The following is a 19,361-nucleotide window of genomic DNA, read 5'->3' on the forward strand; positions in this document are numbered from 1 at the left end:
GACGCTACGCCGCCTACATCCATCCCAAGGCGACGAACACCACAAGCATGACCGCGTCGATGGCGAAGAGCGTCCCGATTAACCGGATCTGCTTGCGTGGCGGCCAGTCGTAGGCGAGGAACGCCGCGAGGAAGAACGGGATGTAGACGAGAACGAACACCGGCAATGGTCCCCACCACGGATAGACCCACACAAATGCGGGGGTCATGGCCAGGAAGATCTCGAATACTGCGAAGAACGCCGCCCAGCCGATCGCGAAGGCCCAGCGGTTGGGGATGCCGAGGATCTTCATCCGCGGATCCGCCGGCAGGAACTTGCTGGCCACCAAGCCCGCGACCGAGAACATCAGGCTCAGTTCCACACCCACACCGACGAGCAGCAGGAAGGCGGTGCCGGTCGGGACGGTCCACAGCGCGTGGCCGGAGAAATGCTGGACGAGCGCGTTGCCGATCTCAACGAACCAGTGCACGCCGTACAGCGCGAGACCGGCGGCGATCCCCTTGTAGTTCCGGTTGGCGTACTCATTGCCGTACACGTACATGGCCAGCGCGAGCATCGGGATGACGTACCACTGGAAGACGTCGCCGTTGCGCAGCAGTTCGAGCGCCTGCGCGGTGGCTTCGGGGTTGTTCATGTTCCCAGCCTGGCGGTTGCCCCCGGGTTGGCTCGACCCGCCGCGCCGGGACAGCCCCAGCCGCGGCCGGGCGGTCCGGCCCCCACCTAGCGGTAACTCCCCCGCCTTGAGAACGCGCGCACCCCCGGGCGACCCACCAAGCGCCGGACCGGCCTCCAGCTACAGCCGGGAGAGACACCTACACCCGGGAGTGATCCAACCGGTCCCTTTCGCTCCCACCTAGCCGTAACTCCCCCGCCTTGAGAACGCGCGCACCCCCGGGCGACCCACCAAGCGCCGGGCCGCCCCAGCCGCAGCCGGGAGACCCTACCCCGGGAGCATCCACCGGTCCCTCCCCACCTAGCCGTAACTCCCCCGCCTTGAGACCGCGCACCCCGGGCGACCCACCAAGCGCCGGGGCCGCCCCAGCCGCAGCCAACCGGTCACTTTCGCCCCACCTAGCCGTAACTCCCCGCCTTGAGAACGCGCACCCGGGCCCGCCCCAACAAGCAACCGGTCCCTTTCGCTGCCCGCCAGAGCCAACCCTCCCGCCTGCAGCACCCGCGACTACCCTCGTCCCCATGACCGAGCGCCGGGCCGTGCCCCGTGACCGCGACAACGATTACACCCCCGAGCAGGCGCAGATCCGCCGCGACTTCACCGGGACCGACCTCCCCCATGTCGGGTCGTACTCCTTCGACCCGGCCGCGCTGCCCGGCAACATCGAGAACTTCATCGGCGTCGCTCAGGTGCCGATCGGCCTCGCCGGGCCGCTGCGGGTCAACGGGGAGCACGCCGAGGGCGACTACTACGTCCCCCTGGCGACCACCGAGGGGACGCTGGTGGCCAGTTACAACCGCGGGATGCGACTGCTCACCGAGGCGGGCGGCGTCAAGACCACCGTGGTCGACGACCGGATGCAGCGCGCGCCCGTGTTCCTCCTCGACGACGCGCGGCAGGCTCGCGACCTCGCGGCCTGGATCCGCGAGCAAGAGGCAGCCATCCGTACGGCGGCGGAATCGACGACCAGCGTGGGCAAGTTGATCGAGATCGAGCAGTACCACGTGGGCCCCCTGCTGTACCTGCGGTTCGACTACACCACCGGCGACGCCGCCGGCCAGAACATGGTGGGCCGGGCGACCTGGGCCGCCTGCGAGTGGATCCAGGCAAACCGCCCCGACCACCCGCGCTATGTGCTGTCCGGGGCGATCGACACCGACAAGAAGCACTCGCAACTCAACGTCCTGCGCACCCGCGGCAAACGGGTCGTCGCCGAAGCCACGATCCCCGCTGACCTGCTCGAGGAGCAGATGGGAGTCACCCCGGCGCAGTTGTTCCGGATGCGGCAGATCAGCCAGGCCGGCGGCATCCTGGCGGGCAGCGCCAACTACGGCGCGCACGCCGCCAACGGACTCGCCGCCTTGTTCATCGCAACCGGTCAGGACGCGGCCAACGTCGCGGAGTCCCACACAGCCATCACGTACTCGCAGGTCACGGACACCGGCGACTACTACTGGACGATCACGTTGCCCGCTCTGATCGTCGCCACGGTCGGTGGCGGTACCGGGCTACCCACCCAACGCGAGTGCCTGGAACTGCTGGGCTGCGCCGGTTCCGGGCGAGCAAAGGCGTTCGCGGAGATCTGCGCGGCCGTCGTCCTGGCCGGCGAGGTCTCGCTGGCCAGCGCAGTCCTGGCCGGCGACTGGGTGACCAGCCACGAGCGGCTGGGCAGGAACCGGTAGATAGGTACCGCTGTACGGTAGAATTCTACCATGGGTCTCAACATAAAGAACGAACGCGTCCACGCCCTTGCGCGCCGTGCCTCCCAGATCACGGGCCGCAGCCAGACCAGCGTCATCGAACTGGCTCTCGAAGAACTCCTCGCGCGGCTGCAGGCGTCCGAACGTGATGCGTCCGTGGACAGTCTCCTCGCCGGGCTGCAACGGGACGTCGAGGCGCACGGGGGTCTGTCCACCGAGGACCTGTACGACGACGCCGGCCTCCCCACGTGATTGTCGACACCTCAGCGGTGGTCGCGATCCTCACCCGGGAGCCGGGGTGGGAAACCCTCGCCACGGCCCTGCGCGCAGCGAACGGCGCGTCGATGTCAGCGGGCACATACGTGGAACTTGGGATCGTGGTCGACCGCCTCGACGACCCGTCGATCTCACGGCGCCTCGACCGACTGCTGGCTGCATGGAATGTCGCGGTCGTGCCGCTGACGCCGGAGCAGGCCGCGATCGCCCGTGCCGCCTACGCCGACTACGGCCGCGGATCGGGTCATCCGGCTCGGTTGAACCTGGGCGACTGTTTCGCATACGCGCTGGCCAGCGAGACCGGCCGGCCACTGTTGTTCAAGGGCAGCGACTTCGAACACACCGATCTGGCTCCGGCGGTCCGGTAGATCGACTGAACGGGGGTGTGGGAGTTCGTCGTCAAGGTCAAGAAGAAGGGCGACTGGAAGACCCTGAAGACGAAGAAAGGGAAGACGAAGGTCTACGAGACCGAGGGCTCGGACCACAAGCTCACCGTCGATCTCGACGAGGGCAAGTACAAAGCCAAGAGCAAAGCGGCCCGTGGCTACGAAGTCGACACCAGTGATGTGGTGAAACTCAAGAAGTAGAGCGGGGGCACACCTAGCATGGAGCGATGCCGAAGTCGCTGCCCCCGCCGGACCGCCCCGAGTCGGTGTTCACATACGCCGCGCCGACGCTGGTCTACGGACCAGGCGCGATCCACGACATCGCGTTCCACCTGCGCGGGTGCCGGCGCGTGCTCATCGTCACCGATGCGGGAGTGGCGGCCACTGGCGCGGTGGCGCGGGTGGCGGCCGGCCTGTCGGTCGAGGTCGAGATCTGGGACGCCACACACGTCGAGCCGACCGACGAGAGCCTGCGGGCCGTCGGGGAGCACGTGCGCCGGACCGAATGGGACGCGTTCATCGCGGTCGGCGGCGGTTCGAGCATCGACACCGCGAAGGCCGCGAACCTGCTGGCCACCAACCCTGGCGACCTCCTCGACTACGTCAACGCGCCGATCGGCGGCGGACGGACCCCTGAGCACCCGCTGAAGCCCCTCATCGCCGTCCCCACGACCACCGGCACCGGGTCGGAAAGCACGACCATCTGCGTGCTGGACGTGCTCGACCGCCACGTGAAGACAGGGATCAGCCACGCCCGGCTGCGCCCGACACTGGCCATCGTCGACCCCGACCTGACTGCTACCCAGCCGCCGATGGTCACGGCGTGCGCCGGCCTGGACATCCTGTGCCACGCGCTGGAGAGTTACACCGCGCGGCCCTACACGGCCTTTGAGGCCAAGACGGCCGAGCAGCGCGTTCCGTACTGCGGCGCCAATCCGATCTCGGACATGTGGGCCGAGCAGGCACTTGGCCTGATGTCCGATGCCTTCGTGCCCGCAGTGCAGGACGGCAACGACGCCGACGCCCGCGCGAAGATGTCGCTCGCGGCGACTCTGGCGGGCATGGGCTTCGGCAACGCGGGGGTGCACATCCCACATGCCAACGCCTATCCGATCGCGGGTCGCGTGCGCGATTACCGGCCGCCGGACTACCCGCAGGCCGAACCGTTGATCCCGCACGGCATGGCGGTCGCGCTCACCGCACCGGCGGCGTTCCGGGCCACGTACGCGGCCTCCCCCGACCGGCACGAGCGCGCCGCGCGGTTGCTGGGAGGCGACGGCGCAGGCCCGGATGCCCTGCCCGCCGTTCTGCGGAGCATCATGGCCGACGTGGGGATCCCGTCGGGGCTCGGCGAGGTGGGCTACTCCGCCGCTGACATCCCCGATCTCGTGGAGGGCACACTGGCGCAGCAGCGGCTGCTGGCGCTGGCGCCGGTGTCGCTGACCCCGGACGACCTTGCCGTGATCTTCGAGGAGTCGCTGTGAGACCGACCCGCTCCGACTTCCCCGTCGTGTTCGCGATGACCACCCGGTGGAACGACAACGACCACTACGGTCACATGAACAACGCGACGTACTTCGAGTACATCGACACGGCGGTCAACGGGTGGCTGATGCAGACAACCGGCTCCGACATCCGGGACGGTGACGCGATCGCCATCGTCGCGAGCACGGGCTGCGATTTCTTCGCCGAACTCAGCTTCCCCGACACCATCGAGGTCGGCCTGGCGACCGAGCGGGTGGGCACGTCGAGCATCACCTACCGGCTGGGGATCTTCCGCGCGGGCGACCCCGAGTTGCGGGCACTGGCGCGCTTCGTCCACGTGTACGTCGACTCCCGGACCCGTCGGCCGGTGCCGATCCCGCCGGCGATCCGGGATGCCGTGGCACGGCTGCCGGTGCTCACCGGCGACTAGTACGGCCGCCGAGACACCGACTTACTTCTTGACGGGCGGCGCGTCCTTGGGTGCCATGACCGCGCCGATGCGCCGGAAGATCCCATCGCTGGCGTTGGGGTAGTCGCCGTCCGCGGAGAACGCCTTCCGCTTGAACGTGGTGGCGACCGCGATGGCCACGTCGTCCTCCGGCAGGTAGGCCATCGTGGCGGCGTAGCCGCCGAGCAGGGGGTTCTGCAGCAGCCAGTCACCGGAGCGCACGATGCCCAGGCCGTAGTTGTACGGAACCACCTGCTCGAAGCAGACCGGCGCGCAGTTGTCCTGGCGCTGGCCGAAGCCCAGCAGGTTCGGTCCTGTCATCGCCCGGTAACTGCGCTTGGACAGCAACTCCCCGGTCCCGATGACGCGCGGATCTGGCGAGGTCCTTGATGTCCGTGGTCTGCGTGGCGCCGACCGGGGTGCCCCAGGCCATGTTCCAGAACGTGGACTCCTCGTAGAACTTCGTGCTGGCCGGCAGTCCGAGATATCCGCGGCGCTCCGAACTGAAGGCGTGCAGCACCGGCTCCGGGATCTGCCCGGTCTGGTTGGCGACGGTGGCCTTCAGGCCCATCGGGTCGAGGACCTCGCGCTTGATGAGCCTCGACAGCGGCTTGCCGCCCACCTTGGCGAGGATCTTCCCCAGGACCATGAAGTTCGTGTGGGAGTAACTCCAGTTGGATCCGGGCGGGAACAGCACCGGCTTGGCGAACGCGACCTTCCGCCGCTCACGGTAGGTCCACTCGTGGAAGGGGTTCTCGACGAAGGCCAACTGCCAGGCCGGGTCCTGCTCGTAATCGGGGTACCCGGAGGTCTGGTTGGCGAGCATCTTCAGGGTGACCTGGTCGGAGTTCGGCAGACCCGGCAGCCACTCGTCGACCGTGTCGTTGAGTTTCACCTTGCCCTGGTCGACGTAGCGCAGCAGCAGCGTGCTCACATAGGCGAACGCGACGGCACCGTTGCGGAAGCGCATGTCGGTGGTGGCCGGGACCCCTGTCATCGACGTGCCGTAGGCCTTCGTCGAGACGATCTTGCCGCCCTTGGTGACCCGCACGATCACCGCTCGCAAGTGGTCCTGCTTCATCTGGTCGCGGACGATCCGGTCGATCTGCTTCGGCGTGCTGTCCGCGACAGCCGGCACCGCCAGCGCCGTCAGCCCAAGAGCCACCACCATCGCTGCCGCAGTCCGTCGACCCACCATGCACAATCCCTTCGTTTACCGGGAAGTCAACCACGCGAGTGCGACGAAGTTGCGGGGGGCCCGACCCCGAATGTGTCGAAGGTGCGCGGTGCGCCGCCGCAAACCCCGCACCGTCATCACAAACCGTCTGCGGGGGGCCGCACCTTCGTCACAGAACCCCGGGGTGCGGGTCGGTCTGCGCTACAGCCCCAGGTCTCGCCCGATGAGTTCCTTCATGATCTCGTTGCTGCCCGCCCAGATCTTCGTCACGCGGGCGTCACGCCAGGCACGCGCCACGCGGTACTCGTTCATGTACCCGTAGCCGCCGTACAACTGCACGCAGGCGTCGATGACGTCGTTCTGGATCTCCGCGGACCACCACTTGGCCTTGGCCGCATCCACGGCCGTGAGGTCACCGGCGTTGAATGCCAGCACGCACTGGTCGACGAACGCCCGCGACACCTCGAGCTTGGTCTGCAGTTCGGCCGCCAGGAACTTGTTGTGCTGGAAACTGCCCACCGGCTGCCCGAAGGCCTTGCGTTCCTTGATGTAGTCCAGGGTCTCCTCGAAGATCGACCAGGCGTGGGCGATGTTGGACACCGCCGCGCCGAGCCGCTCCTGCGGCAGCCGCTGCATCATGTGGATGAAGCCCAGGTTGAGCTCCCCGATGATGTTTGCGGCGGGCACCCGGACGTTGTCGAAGAACAACTCCGCGGTGTCGCTCTCGGTCTGGCCCACCTTGTCGAGCTTGCGCCCGCGGCTGAACCCCGGCATGTTCGCCTCGACGCCGAACAGTGTGATGCCCTTGGCACCGGACCCGGGGGTGGTGCGCGCGGCGACCACGATGAGGTCGGCGGAGTACCCGTTGGTGATGAAGGTCTTCGAGCCGTTCAGCACCCAGACGTCGCCGTCCTGCACAGCCGTGGTCTTCAGCGCCGCGAGGTCGGACCCACCACTGGGCTCGGTCATGCCGATCGCGGTCACGATCTCGCCGCTGCAGAACCGCGGCAGCCAGCGCTCCTTCTGCTCCTCGGTGCACAGGTCGGCCAGGTACGGAGCCACGATGTCGGCGTGGATTCCCAGGCAGGACGACAGCGCCGCCGAGACCCGCGACAGTTCCTCACTGAGCACGGCGTTGAAGCGGTAGTCGTCGGCCTGGGACCCGCCGAACGCTTCCGGAATCTCCAGACCCAGGAAGCCCTGTTTGCCGGCACTGATCCAGATGTCGCGGGGAAACGCCTTGGCCTCGATGAACTCGTCCATGCGGGGGCGGACCTCCCGATCCACCCAGGTGCGGGCGGAGGCCCGGAAAGCCTCATGGTCCTCGGTGTAGATGGTCCGCTTCATGGTCGGCTCCTCCAGATAACTAAGCAAGCGCTTACTCAGCCATGGTACTGTACGCCTTCTGGAGGTGACCATGCCGACAACCAGCGAGCGGGCGGCAATCAGCCGGGAACGCCTGCTGACAGCGGCCGGGGAGGCCTTCGCGCAGCGCGGCTTCCACGCCACGACGACCCGCGACATTGCCGCCGCGGCGGGCATGAGCCCGGCAGCCGTCTATGTGCACCACGCCTCCAAGGAGGAGTTGCTCCACCTCATCGCCCTCGAGGGTCACCTGCAGACCCAGCGCCTGGTGCGCGACGCCATCGCCGCTTCCGACGACCCGGTGGGGCAACTCCGGGAGGTGGTGCGGGCCTTCACCACGTTCCACACCGAGCAGCATTCCTTGGCCCGAGTCATCAACTACGAACTCGTCTCGCTGGACGAGGCGCACCGGCGCGAGATCGATGTCCTGCGCCGGGCGATCCGCCGCGACGTGCAGGGGGTGATCGAACGTGGGGTTGGGACCGGAGTGTTCGACACCCCAGACCCGAAACTGGCGACCATGGCGATCCTGTCCCTGGGCATCGACATCGCCCGGTGGCACCAGGTGGAGGCCACCTGGCCCGCACGACGCATCGTGGCCTCTTACACCGATCTGGCGCTGCGCATGGTGGGCGCCCCGAGGAAAGGACCCGTATGAGCGTTCTCGACAGCTTCCGGCTCGACGGCAAGGTCGCCCTGGTCACCGGCGCCTCGTCCGGTCTGGGCGTGGCCATCGCGCACGGCCTGGCCGAAGCCGGCGCCGATGTCGTCGTCGGAGCCCGCCGCGCCGAGCGACTGGCCGATACTGTGGCGGGGATCGAGGCAACCGGGCGCCGGGGGCTCGCAGTCGCCACGGACGTGTCCCGGCCGGAGGACTGCGCCACGATGGTGGACACGGCCATGGCTGAGTTGGGGCGGGTCGACGTCCTTGTGAACAACGCCGGCATCGGCACGGCCGTCCCCGCCACGAAGGAGACCCCTGAGCAGTTCCGGGAGGTCATCGACGTGAACCTCAACGGCTGCTACTGGATGGCGCAGGCCTGCGGACGCGTCATGCAGCCCGGCAGCAGCATCGTCAACATCAGCAGCGTGCTCGCCCTGACCACTGCGGGCCTGCCGCAGGCCGCCTACGCGGCAAGCAAGTCCGGGCTGCTCGGACTGACCCGCGATCTCGCGCAGCAGTGGGCCGCGCGCAAGGGCATCCGCGTCAATGCCATCGCCCCCGGGTTCTTCCCCACGGAGATGACCGACGAGTACCACCCCGGATACCTGGAATCCCTGCAGCACCGCGTCCTGCTCGGCCGCATGGGCGAGTTGCCGGAGCTCGCTGCGACGGTGGTGTTCCTCGCCAGTCCCGCTGCCGGGTACATGACCGGGCAGACCGTCGTAGTGGACGGCGGTGTGAGCATCGCGTGAGCCGTCGGGTCAACGCATGCCCGTGGCCCGAGCCACCAGCAGGCGGCGTCCCCGGACGTCGGCCTTCGCGAACATCGCCTTGAGGTGGTCCTGAACCGTGTGCTCCGAGACCGACATCGCGCGGACGACTTCTCGCGTGTCCGCACCGGCCACCAACAGGGCGAGCACCTCGCACTCACGCCTGCTGAACCCTGCCACCCGGGCGAAGAGTTCACTGCGGTCCTCCGGCGTCGTCGGTGCGAAGTCGACCGTGATCACCGGGGGGTCTCCGGCGAGGCGGGCGGCGCCCACCGTGACCCACCGACCCTCGCCCACATGGGTCCTGGCCGTGGCCGGGTTGCCGTCGATGCCTCGTTCTCGGGCCAGCAACTGCCCGGCGACGTTGTACGCGGCCGCCGGGACCGGCGGGCCCGCAATGGGAGTGGGCAGCAGCGCCCGCAGTTGCGCGTCCACTGGCGGGGTCTGCGCCATGGGTTGCAGATCCCCGGAGAGCAGCATCACCACGGGCTCGGCAGGGGGGCCCGTGCGCGCGGTCCCAGGTTCGAAGAGCCGGGCGAGACTGGAGCGCAGGGCCGGCGCCACGATGCGTGCCAACTCCGACAACAGCACACACTCCGCCGCAGTGAAGGTGGCATTGGTGCGCCAGAGATCCAGGAAACCCCAGCAGCCGAAACGGTCGCGGAGGGCGACTGAGGCCACGTCGCGCACACTGTAGCCGGCCAGCAGTTCCCGCCACAGCGCACTGTCAGCGAGCTGCCCGCCAGTCGCGGCGTGGAGGGTCACTGCCTCGTTGCCAGACAGCGTGGTCCAGCGGTTCACCGCCGTCACGTACTTCAGCGCGATCAGCCGTGGCAGGTCGGCCAACACCGGGACCTCGGCCAGCGGCGCCAGTCCGACACAGGTACGCGGATCGGTGAGCAGCCACGCGTAGTTGCTGAAGGGCACCGTGCGCCGGAACTCCTCGAGGACCGCTGTGCGCAACTCCCGCTCCGCCAGGTCCCGATCACAGATCTGCTGGATGCTGGGCAGGGCGACCACACAGCGACCATAGGCCCCAGGAAGTTGGGATACCGCCCGGTGCGGTCGCTTCTCTAGCGTCGAGACATGATCACCTTGCACATCGAACATGCGATTTCCGACTACCCAGCATGGCGTGCAGCGTTCGACCGCTTCGCCGGTGCCCGACGGGAAGCCGGTGTACTGGGCGCACGCGTCGCGGTGCCACTGGACGACCCGCAGCACATCGTCATCGACCTCGACTTCGACAGCCAGGAGCAAGCCCGGTTCTTCCTGGACTTCCTGCGCACCACAGTGTGGTCCACGTCCGCCAACTCACCCGCACTTGCCGGTGCACCCGAGGCCGTGATCCTGCGGCGCTTCGCGGTGGATGTCTGAGGAGCCGATCGCCGGCGCACATAGGCTGAAGCCATGTCCTACGTCGTCGTCAACGCCCTGACCGTGCCGACCGACCAAGCGGCCACCCTCGAGCAGCGGTTCGCCGCCCGCGCCGGCACCGTGGACCAGGCGCCCGGGTTCGAACATTTCGAACTGCTGAGGCCGGTCGCCGGCACCGACACCTACTTGGTCTACACCCGCTGGGACAGCGTCGACTCGTACCGCGCCTGGCGGGAGTCCCAGGAGTTCGCGGCGGGCCATGGCGGGGGGCGGCCTGCGGCCACCGGGTCCGACATCTGGGAGTTCGAGGTCTGCTGAGTGCGTCTCGAGGACCTCGCCCGCTGGTTGCTCGCTGCGTTCATGGCGACGGCCGGGGTCGGGCACTTCCTGGCCGCCGACTCGTTCACCGCACAGGTGCCGCCGTGGCTGCCGATGCCCGGGCTGGTCATCGCCGTCTCGGGAATCGTCGAGGTCGCTTTCGCGGCCGCACTGCTGTTCGCCCGTCGTCGGCGCGCCTTGGTCGGATGGCTCCTGGCCGCCTTCTACGTGGTGGTCTTCCCCGGCAACATCTCGCAGTTCGCCACCGGGGCGGATGCTTTCGGCCTGGATTCTGACGTTGCCCGGGGGGTGCGCCTGCTGTTCCAGCCGGTGCTCATCGCGTGGGCCCTGTGGTGCACCGGCGCCTGGCGGGCGTGGCGGGAGCGACGCCGTCAGACCACGTGATGCGGGTGCTCACCCGTCCGGTTCTGGAACGAGAGGATCTTCGGGTTCCGCACGACCCCGTCACGAATCTCGATCGCCGACCGGATGCTCGGGTCATCCTCCCAGGCCTGCGGGCCATCCATCACGGGCCGCAGGAACGGGATGAGCGCCTCGGAGATCCCCCACGTCGCGGAGTTCCACAGGTAACTCGGGCTGTGATCGACGCCGTAATAGTGGATGCCCTGGCCGACGACGAACATGGGCTCCTCGAACGAGGTCGGCCGCGCGAAGTCGAAGCCCATGCCGCGGTCGCAGGAGACGTCGACGACCAGGTGCCCCATGGGGAAGATCGGGAGTTCTGCGTCCAGGACGAACATCATCGGGTTGTCGGTGTCCTGCATCACGCAGTTCACGACGATGTCGAATCCGGCCAGGAACTGCGCGACCGGGATCTCGCCAGCCTCGGTGTGCACGGCGATGGCGCCACCCTCGACACGATGCATGTGATCCATGACGACTGCGGGGATGGGTGAGGCCACCGCCGTCACGTCCCGCATGGTCAGGGCAGTGACGTCGTGCACGCCCAGGCCGTGCAGCGCGGTGATGGCCCCCCGGGCGGTGTTGCCGAATCCCAGCACCGCCGCTCGCAGATGCCGGCCGTAGTGACCGGTGGAGCCGAGCAGCGTCATAGCGTGCAGCACCGAGCAGTAGCCGGCCATCTCGTTGTTCAGGTGGAAGACATGGACCATGAAGTCACCGGCGGGTGTCCAGTGGTTCATCTGCTCCCACGCGATCAGCGTCAGGTGCTTGTCGATGGCGATCTGCGTGAGTTCGGGGTCCTGGACCGCATGCGGCCAACCCCACAGCACCTGACCGGAGCGTAGCTGCTGGATGTCGGTCAGGACCGGCTTGGGCAGCAGGACGATGTCGGCGCCGGCGATGACCTCCTCGCGGGGGCGCAGGCCCGCGACCATCCCCGCCAAGTACTCATCGGACACCCCGAACGGCTGCCCATACCCGACTTCGAGGGTCATGCGGCGCCGCAGGTCCGAATCGATCCGCTCGAAGTGATGCGGATGGATGGGCACCCGCCGCTCGTTCTCCTTGCTGGAGGTCCCCAGGACGCCGACGGTCAACTCGCTCACACCACCCATCCTGGCCCTTCGGACCGAGCGGCGCACAGCTCATCCGTTCAACGGGCTGCACAACGCAGACCGAGGGCACTACGCTCGGTGATCATCCCGTCGTCCGGCGGGTGCGATCCCGGGAGGCCTTCGCATGACCCGAGTCCGCTTGCCGCGCACGATCGCTGTCCTGCTCGGACTGCTCGCCGCGGCCGCCCTGACCCTGGCCGGCGCCGCCACCAACCCGGCCGCCGCCGCCGACCCGCAGCCCTCAGTCGTGTTCCTCGGCGACTCCGTCACCGCCGGGTTCGGGTACTTCGGCCAGAAGGAGAACGCCAAGAACATCAGTGGGACGGTGAACAACCCGTTCCCGAGTTCCTGGTACCTCGGCGACAACAGCCTCTCGGACTGCAGTCCCGCCAGCAGCGGTACGCCCATCGACCAGTGCAGCAACAACAACTTCAACGGCGCCCCGTGGAGCGCCGGGCCGTGGAAGGCCGGCGCGAACTCCCCCAATGTCGCGTACTCCTACCAGATCGCCGCCAGCCAGGATCCCGCCAACGCCGCACCGGTGGAGAACTGGGCGGTGACCGGTTCCACGCCCGCCCAGTGGGACACCGGCGGCCCGTTCAACTTCCAGTTGAAGAGCCTCAAGAACACCAACGTCGTGCTGACCCTGGGCGCCAACCCCATCCTGTCGAGTTTCCTGCAGATCAAAGTGTCCCTGGTGCCGGTCACCAACGGGGCCTGCGCGGACTCCACACAGTGGCTGGGCTGGACCGGCTGGTGGGCCTACCCGCCGTCACACGTCGTCGACTGCGCCGACCAGCAGTGGTCGCAGAACCAGCAGACCGCGCATCTCGAGAACGTCTACAAGACACTGCTGCAGAACGGCAACCAGGTCATGGTCATGCAGTATTACCGCACCTGCCCCTGGTCCTTCGGCAACTGGCAGCCCGAAGGCAATGTGTCCAAGGGCCCGGCAGCAGGCAACTCGTGCCCCTCGCAGCAGCAAAAGGTCTCGGAATGCAGTTCGTGCCCGGTCAAGGGCAGTACGACACAGTGGGACCAGGCAGTCGCCGCTCAGAACGCGATGAACGCCAAGATCGCCGCTGCCGTCGCCTCGGTCCAGCAATGGGCCAAGACGCAGCCGGGCCTCAAAGCCACGGACCTGCAGATGGCCGTGCCCGACCAGAATGCGTGGGCCAGCCATCAGGCGTGGACCAGTGATTCCTGGGTCTTCCCCAATGACACGTGGATCCACCCGAGCAAGGCAGGGCACACACAACTGGCCAAGACCGTCACCGGAGCGATGTGCTCGGCGTTCGGGCAGTGGTGCGGGGCGAAGCCGGCCTGGGTCTCGGCCCCGACACTGGCGAAGGCCACCGTGAAACAGGCGATCAAGGGTGATGTGCCCAGCCGCGCGAAGAACCGGGTCGCCACCGATCTGCCCCACCGCACCAAGCAGCAGAATGCGCTCCACTGGGACAGCAGCACCCCGAAGATCTGCGACGTCTTCGAGGGCGACCTGGTGACGCACAAGAAGGACGGGAAGTGCAAACTCGAGGCCAACGCCGTACGCAGCGGCAACGAGAAGGCCTTCACCGACACGTTCACGGTCACGGTGAAGTAAGGGACGCCCCCACCGGGCCCGCCGCCGCCGGAATAGGATTGGCCACGTCCGGCGGTAGTCGGCCGCCGACACCAGAATGCGAGGTATCGTGGCATCCGTCCCGCAAGTAGGCCCGCTCCTGATCCGCAACGTCGTCGTAGTGGGCGACTCCGGTTCTGGGAAGACCACCCTCGTCGAGGCGGCTCTTCTCGCCACCGGCGTGCTCACCCGGCCGGGAAGGGTCGAGGATGGCAACACGGTCACGGACTACGACCCCGTGGAGATGCGCCAGCAGCGCTCCATCAACCTCGCGCTCGCGCCGACTACCTTCGACGACCTGAAGATCAACTTCATCGACACCCCCGGATACGCGGACTTCGTCGGGGATCTGCGCGCCGGCTTGCGCGCGGCCGACGCCGCACTGTTCGTCGTGTCCGCAGCCGAAGGCCTGACCGCCGCCACCCGCATGCTGTGGCGCGAGTGCGCCGCGGTCGGCTTGGCACGCGCGGTGATCCTCACCAAACTCGACCACCAGCGCGCCTCGTTCGAGGATTCGGTGGCCCAGCTCCAGGAGGCGCTCGGCGACGGCGTCCTGCCGCTCTACCTGCCGGCCTACGACGCCGACGGCCACACGATCACTGGCCTCGTCGGCCTCCTCTCCCAGGAGGTCGCTGACTACTCCTCCGGGCAGCGCCAGAAGCAGCCGGCCGACGACGCCGCGATGGCCCGCCTGCAGGAGCCGCGCGGGACGCTCATCGAGACGATCGTCACAGAGAGCGAGGACGAGGAGTTGCTCGAGGCGTGGGTCGGTGGCGAGAACCTCGGGATCGACACGGTCATCGCGGACATGGAGAAGGCGGTGGTGCGCGGCGAGTTCTACCCGCTCATCCCCATCAACCCGGTGACCGGCATGGGCATCCTTGAAGTACTGGAACTGGTCGCGAAGGGTTTCCCCTCCCCCGTGGAACACCGTGAGGTGGACGCCACCACCCCGGACGGCAAGCCGCTGCGCGCCCTGAAGTGCGACCCCGACGGCCCGCTGCTGGCCGAGGTCATCAAGACGACTTCTGAGCCTTACGTCGGCAAGCTGTCGCTGGTCCGGGTGTTCTCGGGGACGTTGCGCCCGGATGCCCCGGTGCACGTCTCCGGCCACTTCGCGGCCGGCAGTACCCACGAGGACCACGATCTGGACGAGCGCATCGGCTCGCTGTCGTCACCGCTGGGGAAGAACCAGCGCATGGTGCCGACGTGTGGCGCTGGTGACCTGTGTGCGGTGGCCAAACTCAGCCGTGCGGAGACCGGCGACACCCTGTCGGATGTGGACACGCCCATGCTTCTCGAGCCGTGGCAGGTGCCGCAGCCGTTGCTGCCCGTGGCCATCGAGGCCCGCACGAAGTCCGACGAGGACAAACTGGCCAAGGCCCTGACGCGATTGCTCGCCGAGGATCCGAGCCTGGTGCTCGAGTCCAAGGAGGACACCGGCCAGCAGGTGTTGTGGTGCTTGGGAGAGGCCCACCTCGACGTCGTGCTGGACCGCCTGGCCAACATGTACGGGGTCGCCGTGGACAGTGTCCCGCTGCGGGTCTCGCTGCGGGAGACGTTCGCGGGCAAGGCCGAGGGGCGCGGCCGCAACGTCAAGCAGTCCGGCGGGCACGGTCAGTTCGGCGTCTGCGACATCGAGATCGAACCGCTGCCGCAGGGCACCGGCTTCGAGTTCGTCGACAAGGTCGTCGGCGGGGCCGTGCCCCGGCAGTACATCCCCTCGGTGGAGAAGGGTGTGCGCGCGCAGATGGCCAAGGGCGTGGCCGCGGGGTACCCGGTGACCGACATCCGGGTCACCCTGGTCGGCGGCAAGGCCCACAGCGTCGACTCCTCCGACATGGCGTTCCAGACCGCAGGATCGCTGGCCCTCAAGGACGCGGCCACGAAGGCCCATGTCGACCTGTTGGAGCCGGTCGCTGAGATCACGGTGACCGTCCCGGACGACTACGTGGGAGCTGTCATGACCGACCTGTCCATCCGCCGGGGGCGGCTGACCGGGACCGACTCGGCGGGGACCGGCTTCTCGATCGTCACCGCCGAGGTCCCGGAGATCGAACTCACGCGCTACGTCGTGGATCTGCGGTCGATGACCCACGGCACCGGCCATTTCGCGCGCAGACCCGTCGGGTACCAGCCCATGCCGCGTGCGCAGGCCGAGAAGGTCAAGCAGGGAGCGCAGTAGCCATCAGCGCGCCCGCTTGACGGCGTACAAGTGGGCGTCGGCCTCGGTCAGGGCTTGCGTCAGTGTCTGCGACTGCGGCCAGGGCGCGATCCCGAAACTCCAGGTCGGCTCGGCCTGTCCGTGGTCCACACGGGACAGCACATCTTTGGCCTGTCTCTCGTCGGTGCCGGGCAGGATGACGGCGAACTCGTCGCCGCCGAACCGCGCGACGACGTCCGTTGCGCGCAGTTGCGTGCGCAGCGCGTGTGCCAGGGAGACCAGCACCTCGTCTCCGGCCAGGTGCCCGTATCGGTCGTTGTAGTCCTTGAAACCGTTGACGTCGATGAGAGCCACAGCCACCGGCATCTCCGTGCGGCGCATCTCGGCGTCCACGTAGGCGGCCAGTGTCGCCAGCCCGCGCCGGTTGAGCACCCCGGTCAGATCGTCGGTGAACGCCTGCTGGCGCAACTGGGCGACCAGCACCGAGATCGTGGTGGTCACCGCGACGGTGAGGGTGGCGATGACCACGTAGTAGAGCGGGTGGAGAACGGTGGAGGTCACAAGGATGGCGCCATAGGCCACCAGCAGCACAGTCAGGGAGACCGCGAAGCGCGCCGGGGGGCGGTAATAGGCCGAGTAGGTGCCGAAGACGAACAGACTCAGGCCAAGTACCACCTGGTTCTCCGGGGAGCCTGCGTACGCCGTGGCCGACACCGCCACGATGCCGGCGACGATCACCGCGGTGTCCAGCCCCCAACCGCCAGGGATGCGGGGCGCGCCGAACCACACCCACAGGACCATCGCCAGGAAGAACAGCGCCGCCAGCACGACGTACAGGTGCAATAGCTGCGAGAGAGGCAACAGCGAGAACAATGCGGACCACACGCTGAAGATCAGGAGCAGCGAACTCAGGGCGACGTACGGTGCCGCCGGCCGGTCGGCCACAAGCCTCGGCCAGTGCGCGACTGTCCGCCCCATCTCACCCCCCGGAGCACCCATACCCAAGGGTAAGCCCGGGGCATGACAGACGGTCACCTGTGATCTTGCAGGGTGGTTCGCCCTGCCGCCCGGGCGTACACTTGCAGTGAGGTACGAGGCCCGAGACGCGCCAGTCGGGTGGCCTGCCGCCTGACTGCGTGCCGCACCGCGTGTGTGGCGATGTGGCACCGCCTTCGGGGGGAAGGTGGGGCATCATGTCCGATCCGAACGTGCATTGGGACGGTCAGCGCTGGCTGCGCTGGGACGGGCAGGAGTGGGTGCCCGACGCCGCACAGGCTCCCCAACCGCAGCGCAAGAGCCACGCCGGGATCATCATCGGCATCGTCGCCGCGGTCGTGGTGTTCGCACTCTTACTCGGCGGCGGGGCTTTCTGGCTGATCACATCTCGTGACGACTCCACGCCCGCCGGTGACACCACCAGCAGCATCACGACGGTGCCCATCAACGCCACCCAGGACTCCTTCACCGACCCCGTCGGCACCGATCAGCAGATCACCCCGAAGACCACGAAGCAGCCGGTCACCGTGCCGGGCGGGGAGCCCGGGCTCTATGGCGGGACCAAGAACGTGAGCAGTTGTGACCGCAAGCAACTGATCTCCTACCTCATGGCCAACCCGGACAAGGGCCGTGCCTGGGCCGGCGTACTGGGCATCCCGTACGAGCAGATCCCGACATTCGTCATGAAGCTCACACCCATGCTGCTGCGCAGCGACACCCTGGTGACCAACCACGGGTTCAAGGATGGGAAGGCCACCGCCTTCACCTCCGTCCTGCAGGCCGGGACCGCGGTGCTGGTTGGCAAGCGCGGCCTGCCGGTGGTGCGGTGCTTCTGCGGCAACCCGTTGACCCCACCCCCGGCGCAGGTTCCGGACGTCACGTACGTCGGGCCGACCTGGCCGGGGTGGAACCCGCAGTCCATAACGGTGATCATCCAGAACACCGTGATCATCGACATCTTCGTGGTGATCGACGTGACCACCGGTGACAAGTTCACCCGTCCCCCGGGTACCGCCGGCGGCGCGGACAGCACACCGGGCACGACCACACAGGAGCCGGGGACCCCCGGCACCACGAGTGGCACCAGTCGCCAGATCGAGGACGTCACAGGGTTCCTCAACGCGGTGATGAACGGTGACTACGGTGCGGCGGACTCCTACTGCACGAGCAACTTCATCGGCCGGTTCGGAGGCTCGGCCAACATGGCACCGCCGAACTGGGGGGCGCTGACCTCCTACTCGATCAACGGCGCGTACGTCGGTGACACGTTCGTGGCCGTCTACGTCGAGGAGTACTGGGAGGGCGGCTACCGCCAGAGCACGTACTACGTGACAAAGGGGGGCGGAACGTACATCGACGATGCCGACTTCGTGGACAGCGACCAGCCCTACACCGATGATCCCTACACCGAGGATCCCTACACCGAGGATCCGTACACGGAGGACCCGTACACCGAGGATCCCTACACGATGCCGCCGGACGACTACCCCACGGATTACCCGACGCAGTACCCGGACAACGGGGAGACGCCCTACGACGACTCAGTGGGGTAGGCTGCCAGGTCGAGCACGCCGCTGACGCGGGTGACGGTCGCGCCGCCCACCCACACGGTGCCGGCCTCGTCCTGGTCGAGATGGACGAACCCGCGCCGCCCGATGACCGTCCCTTGCTCGGCGACGTAGGGGTACGCGAGGTGGCCGGCGCCGGTCAGCCAGGGCGCCAGTGAGGCGTTGAGGCTGCCGGTGACCGGATCCTCGACTGTCTTCCCGCCGACGTCGAAGAAGGCACGCACCTCCAGATCCGCCGGGCCGCCGGGGTTGTGCAGTGCTGCGGCACCGACGAAGTGGCCCTGCAGGAAGCCTGGCCGCAGTGCCATCAGGGAGTCGACGTTCGGCAGCAGGACCGCCACCCAGCCCGGGCCGTTGTCGACCCACTGGGCGTCGACGAGATCCTGACGGCCGATGCCGAGGATCCCGGTGATGATGTCCAGATCCGCCGGCCCGACAGGCCCACTGCGGACCAGCGGGGGCGCCGCGAAAGCCCAGCCGTCGGCGGTGCGCCGTAGCGGCACCAGACCCGCGCCGCACTCCTGGACAGCTTCGGTCGCTGCGGACCCACGCGCCCACGCGTGGCACGTGCCCAGCGTCGGATGCCCCGCGAAGGGCAGTTCCTGCGCGGGAGTGAAGATCCTGACGCGGTAATCCGCGCCCGGCACCGTCGGCGCGAGCACGAAGGCCGTCTCCGACAGGTTGGTCCAGCGCGCCAGGCCCTGCATCTGCTCGCTGGTCAATCCCTCGGCCTCCAGCACAACCGCCACCGGATTGCCGAGCAGTTCCGTGGAGAACACATCCACCTGTTGGAAGCGTCGTTGCATGCCACCACTGTGACATGAAGCCCCGGAGA

The 19,361-nt window shown here is 68.0% G+C and carries 22 protein-coding genes; 14 read left to right on the plus strand and 8 right to left on the minus strand.

Annotated features, from left to right (window positions below; translation table 11 throughout):
• Positions 1 to 13: 13 nt before the first annotated feature.
• The gene (locus IPG68_06910; protein MBK6763006.1) at positions 14 to 634 is read right to left on the minus strand and encodes a hypothetical protein; all 621 of its coding nucleotides are present in this window, start codon (positions 632 to 634) and stop codon (positions 14 to 16) included.
• A gap of 560 nt (positions 635 to 1,194) precedes the next feature.
• Here IPG68_06910 and IPG68_06915 point away from each other — a divergent pair.
• Genes IPG68_06915 through IPG68_06940 form a run of 6 tightly spaced genes read left to right on the plus strand, consistent with a single transcriptional unit; the run spans position 1,195 to position 4,950 of the window.
• Positions 1,195 to 2,355 carry a hydroxymethylglutaryl-CoA reductase gene (locus IPG68_06915; protein MBK6763007.1) on the plus strand — a complete coding sequence of 387 codons (1,161 nt, stop codon included), beginning with the start codon at positions 1,195 to 1,197 and terminating at the stop codon, positions 2,353 to 2,355.
• 30 nt (positions 2,356 to 2,385) lie between these two features.
• On the plus strand, positions 2,386 to 2,625 hold the full coding sequence (locus tag IPG68_06920; GenBank protein MBK6763008.1) for a type II toxin-antitoxin system VapB family antitoxin: 240 nt from the start codon (positions 2,386 to 2,388) through the stop codon (positions 2,623 to 2,625).
• Positions 2,622 to 3,017 carry a type II toxin-antitoxin system VapC family toxin gene (locus IPG68_06925; protein MBK6763009.1) on the plus strand — a complete coding sequence of 132 codons (396 nt, stop codon included), beginning with the start codon at positions 2,622 to 2,624 and terminating at the stop codon, positions 3,015 to 3,017. The genes IPG68_06920 and IPG68_06925 overlap by 4 nt, the downstream gene beginning before the upstream one ends.
• Positions 3,018 to 3,032: 15 nt before the next feature.
• Positions 3,033 to 3,236 (plus strand): hypothetical protein, encoded by a 204-nt coding sequence (locus IPG68_06930; GenBank protein MBK6763010.1) that lies wholly within the window; start codon positions 3,033 to 3,035, stop codon positions 3,234 to 3,236.
• A 26-nt stretch (positions 3,237 to 3,262) separates the two neighbouring features.
• Entirely contained in the window at positions 3,263 to 4,519 is a 1,257-nt protein-coding gene (locus IPG68_06935) for an iron-containing alcohol dehydrogenase (protein ID MBK6763011.1), read from the plus strand.
• A gap of 35 nt (positions 4,520 to 4,554) precedes the next feature.
• On the plus strand, positions 4,555 to 4,950 hold the full coding sequence (locus tag IPG68_06940) for an acyl-CoA thioesterase (protein ID MBK6763012.1): 396 nt from the start codon (positions 4,555 to 4,557) through the stop codon (positions 4,948 to 4,950).
• A 21-nt stretch (positions 4,951 to 4,971) separates the two neighbouring features.
• Here the strand turns inward: IPG68_06940 and IPG68_06945 are convergent, their stop codons facing one another.
• From IPG68_06945 to IPG68_06955, 3 genes are all read right to left on the minus strand, one after another.
• The gene (locus IPG68_06945; GenBank protein ID MBK6763013.1) at positions 4,972 to 5,220 is read right to left on the minus strand and encodes a hypothetical protein; all 249 of its coding nucleotides are present in this window, start codon (positions 5,218 to 5,220) and stop codon (positions 4,972 to 4,974) included.
• On the minus strand, positions 5,177 to 6,166 hold the full coding sequence (locus tag IPG68_06950) for a beta-lactamase family protein (protein ID MBK6763014.1): 990 nt from the start codon (positions 6,164 to 6,166) through the stop codon (positions 5,177 to 5,179). Before IPG68_06950 ends, IPG68_06945 begins: the two co-directional genes overlap by 44 nt.
• A 180-nt stretch (positions 6,167 to 6,346) precedes the next feature.
• Positions 6,347 to 7,492, minus strand: coding sequence for an acyl-CoA dehydrogenase family protein (locus IPG68_06955; GenBank protein ID MBK6763015.1), 1,146 nt, complete (start codon positions 7,490 to 7,492; stop codon positions 6,347 to 6,349).
• Positions 7,493 to 7,562: 70 nt separating this feature from the next.
• Here IPG68_06955 and IPG68_06960 point away from each other — a divergent pair, with 70 nt between their 5' ends.
• Positions 7,563 to 8,168: a TetR family transcriptional regulator gene (locus tag IPG68_06960; GenBank protein MBK6763016.1), complete on the plus strand. Its 606-nt coding sequence runs from the start codon at positions 7,563 to 7,565 to the stop codon at positions 8,166 to 8,168.
• Positions 8,165 to 8,926: a 3-oxoacyl-ACP reductase FabG gene (locus IPG68_06965; protein ID MBK6763017.1), complete on the plus strand. Its 762-nt coding sequence runs from the start codon at positions 8,165 to 8,167 to the stop codon at positions 8,924 to 8,926. The genes IPG68_06960 and IPG68_06965 overlap by 4 nt, the downstream gene beginning before the upstream one ends.
• Positions 8,927 to 8,935: 9 nt before the next feature.
• Here the strand turns inward: IPG68_06965 and IPG68_06970 are convergent, their stop codons facing one another.
• Complete coding sequence (locus tag IPG68_06970) at positions 8,936 to 10,054, minus strand: helix-turn-helix transcriptional regulator (GenBank protein MBK6763018.1); 1,119 nt, start codon at positions 10,052 to 10,054, stop codon at positions 8,936 to 8,938.
• On the opposite strand from IPG68_06970, the gene IPG68_06975 reads away from it, so the two are divergent.
• Genes IPG68_06975 through IPG68_06985 form a run of 3 tightly spaced genes read left to right on the plus strand, consistent with a single transcriptional unit; the run spans position 10,031 to position 11,044 of the window.
• Positions 10,031 to 10,321 carry a hypothetical protein gene (locus tag IPG68_06975; protein MBK6763019.1) on the plus strand — a complete coding sequence of 97 codons (291 nt, stop codon included), beginning with the start codon at positions 10,031 to 10,033 and terminating at the stop codon, positions 10,319 to 10,321. The genes IPG68_06970 and IPG68_06975 overlap by 24 nt on opposite strands.
• Before the next feature lie 33 nt (positions 10,322 to 10,354).
• Positions 10,355 to 10,639: an antibiotic biosynthesis monooxygenase gene (locus tag IPG68_06980; protein MBK6763020.1), complete on the plus strand. Its 285-nt coding sequence runs from the start codon at positions 10,355 to 10,357 to the stop codon at positions 10,637 to 10,639.
• A gap of 42 nt (positions 10,640 to 10,681) precedes the next feature.
• Positions 10,682 to 11,044, plus strand: coding sequence for a hypothetical protein (locus IPG68_06985; GenBank protein MBK6763021.1), 363 nt, complete (start codon positions 10,682 to 10,684; stop codon positions 11,042 to 11,044).
• Here IPG68_06985 and IPG68_06990 read toward each other — a convergent pair.
• Positions 11,032 to 12,177: a N(5)-(carboxyethyl)ornithine synthase gene (locus IPG68_06990; protein ID MBK6763022.1), complete on the minus strand. Its 1,146-nt coding sequence runs from the start codon at positions 12,175 to 12,177 to the stop codon at positions 11,032 to 11,034. The two genes, IPG68_06985 and IPG68_06990, sit on opposite strands and share 13 nt — an antisense overlap.
• A gap of 124 nt (positions 12,178 to 12,301) precedes the next feature.
• Here IPG68_06990 and IPG68_06995 point away from each other — a divergent pair, with 124 nt between their 5' ends.
• Both IPG68_06995 and IPG68_07000 read left to right on the plus strand, forming a co-directional pair.
• Positions 12,302 to 13,780: a hypothetical protein gene (locus IPG68_06995; protein MBK6763023.1), complete on the plus strand. Its 1,479-nt coding sequence runs from the start codon at positions 12,302 to 12,304 to the stop codon at positions 13,778 to 13,780.
• Between the two features lie 76 nt (positions 13,781 to 13,856).
• On the plus strand, positions 13,857 to 15,983 hold the full coding sequence (locus tag IPG68_07000; protein ID MBK6763024.1) for an elongation factor G-like protein EF-G2: 2,127 nt from the start codon (positions 13,857 to 13,859) through the stop codon (positions 15,981 to 15,983).
• 3 nt (positions 15,984 to 15,986) lie between these two features.
• Here IPG68_07000 and IPG68_07005 read toward each other — a convergent pair whose 3' ends face one another.
• Positions 15,987 to 16,940: a GGDEF domain-containing protein gene (locus IPG68_07005; GenBank protein MBK6763025.1), complete on the minus strand. Its 954-nt coding sequence runs from the start codon at positions 16,938 to 16,940 to the stop codon at positions 15,987 to 15,989.
• A 215-nt stretch (positions 16,941 to 17,155) separates the two neighbouring features.
• On the opposite strand from IPG68_07005, the gene IPG68_07010 reads away from it, so the two are divergent.
• Positions 17,156 to 18,511, plus strand: a complete 1,356-nt coding sequence (locus IPG68_07010; protein MBK6763026.1) for a hypothetical protein — start codon at positions 17,156 to 17,158, stop codon at positions 18,509 to 18,511.
• Here IPG68_07010 and IPG68_07015 read toward each other — a convergent pair.
• The gene (locus IPG68_07015; GenBank protein ID MBK6763027.1) at positions 18,490 to 19,332 is read right to left on the minus strand and encodes a PhzF family phenazine biosynthesis protein; all 843 of its coding nucleotides are present in this window, start codon (positions 19,330 to 19,332) and stop codon (positions 18,490 to 18,492) included. The two genes, IPG68_07010 and IPG68_07015, sit on opposite strands and share 22 nt — an antisense overlap.
• Positions 19,333 to 19,361 lie beyond the last annotated feature (29 nt).

The sequence above is a fragment of the Micrococcales bacterium genome (assembly GCA_016703125.1).
Classification (GTDB): domain Bacteria; phylum Actinomycetota; class Actinomycetes; order S36-B12; family UBA10799; genus JADKAV01.

Excerpts from the sequence above, each read along its gene's own strand:
- IPG68_06920 (MBK6763008.1), top strand. The coding sequence starts at position 2,386 with ATGGGTCTCAACATAAAGAACGAACGCGTCCACGCCCTTGCGCGCCGT.
- IPG68_06985 (MBK6763021.1), top strand. The coding sequence starts at position 10,682 with ATGGCGACGGCCGGGGTCGGGCACTTCCTGGCCGCCGACTCGTTCACC.
- IPG68_06935 (MBK6763011.1), top strand. The coding sequence starts at position 3,263 with ATGCCGAAGTCGCTGCCCCCGCCGGACCGCCCCGAGTCGGTGTTCACA.
- IPG68_06965 (MBK6763017.1), top strand. The coding sequence starts at position 8,165 with ATGAGCGTTCTCGACAGCTTCCGGCTCGACGGCAAGGTCGCCCTGGTC.
- IPG68_07005 (MBK6763025.1), bottom strand. The coding sequence starts at position 16,940 with ATGGGGCGGACAGTCGCGCACTGGCCGAGGCTTGTGGCCGACCGGCCG.
- IPG68_06970 (MBK6763018.1), bottom strand. The coding sequence starts at position 10,054 with ATGTTCGATGTGCAAGGTGATCATGTCTCGACGCTAGAGAAGCGACCG.
- IPG68_07010 (MBK6763026.1), top strand. The coding sequence starts at position 17,156 with ATGTCCGATCCGAACGTGCATTGGGACGGTCAGCGCTGGCTGCGCTGG.
- IPG68_06980 (MBK6763020.1), top strand. The coding sequence starts at position 10,355 with ATGTCCTACGTCGTCGTCAACGCCCTGACCGTGCCGACCGACCAAGCG.
- IPG68_06950 (MBK6763014.1), bottom strand. The coding sequence starts at position 6,166 with ATGGTGGGTCGACGGACTGCGGCAGCGATGGTGGTGGCTCTTGGGCTG.
- IPG68_07015 (MBK6763027.1), bottom strand. The coding sequence starts at position 19,332 with ATGCAACGACGCTTCCAACAGGTGGATGTGTTCTCCACGGAACTGCTC.
- IPG68_06995 (MBK6763023.1), top strand. The coding sequence starts at position 12,302 with ATGACCCGAGTCCGCTTGCCGCGCACGATCGCTGTCCTGCTCGGACTG.
- IPG68_06960 (MBK6763016.1), top strand. The coding sequence starts at position 7,563 with ATGCCGACAACCAGCGAGCGGGCGGCAATCAGCCGGGAACGCCTGCTG.
- IPG68_06915 (MBK6763007.1), top strand. The coding sequence starts at position 1,195 with ATGACCGAGCGCCGGGCCGTGCCCCGTGACCGCGACAACGATTACACC.
- IPG68_06975 (MBK6763019.1), top strand. The coding sequence starts at position 10,031 with ATGATCACCTTGCACATCGAACATGCGATTTCCGACTACCCAGCATGG.
- IPG68_07000 (MBK6763024.1), top strand. The coding sequence starts at position 13,857 with ATGCGAGGTATCGTGGCATCCGTCCCGCAAGTAGGCCCGCTCCTGATC.
- IPG68_06940 (MBK6763012.1), top strand. The coding sequence starts at position 4,555 with ATGACCACCCGGTGGAACGACAACGACCACTACGGTCACATGAACAAC.
- IPG68_06910 (MBK6763006.1), bottom strand. The coding sequence starts at position 634 with ATGAACAACCCCGAAGCCACCGCGCAGGCGCTCGAACTGCTGCGCAAC.
- IPG68_06955 (MBK6763015.1), bottom strand. The coding sequence starts at position 7,492 with ATGAAGCGGACCATCTACACCGAGGACCATGAGGCTTTCCGGGCCTCC.
- IPG68_06990 (MBK6763022.1), bottom strand. The coding sequence starts at position 12,177 with ATGGGTGGTGTGAGCGAGTTGACCGTCGGCGTCCTGGGGACCTCCAGC.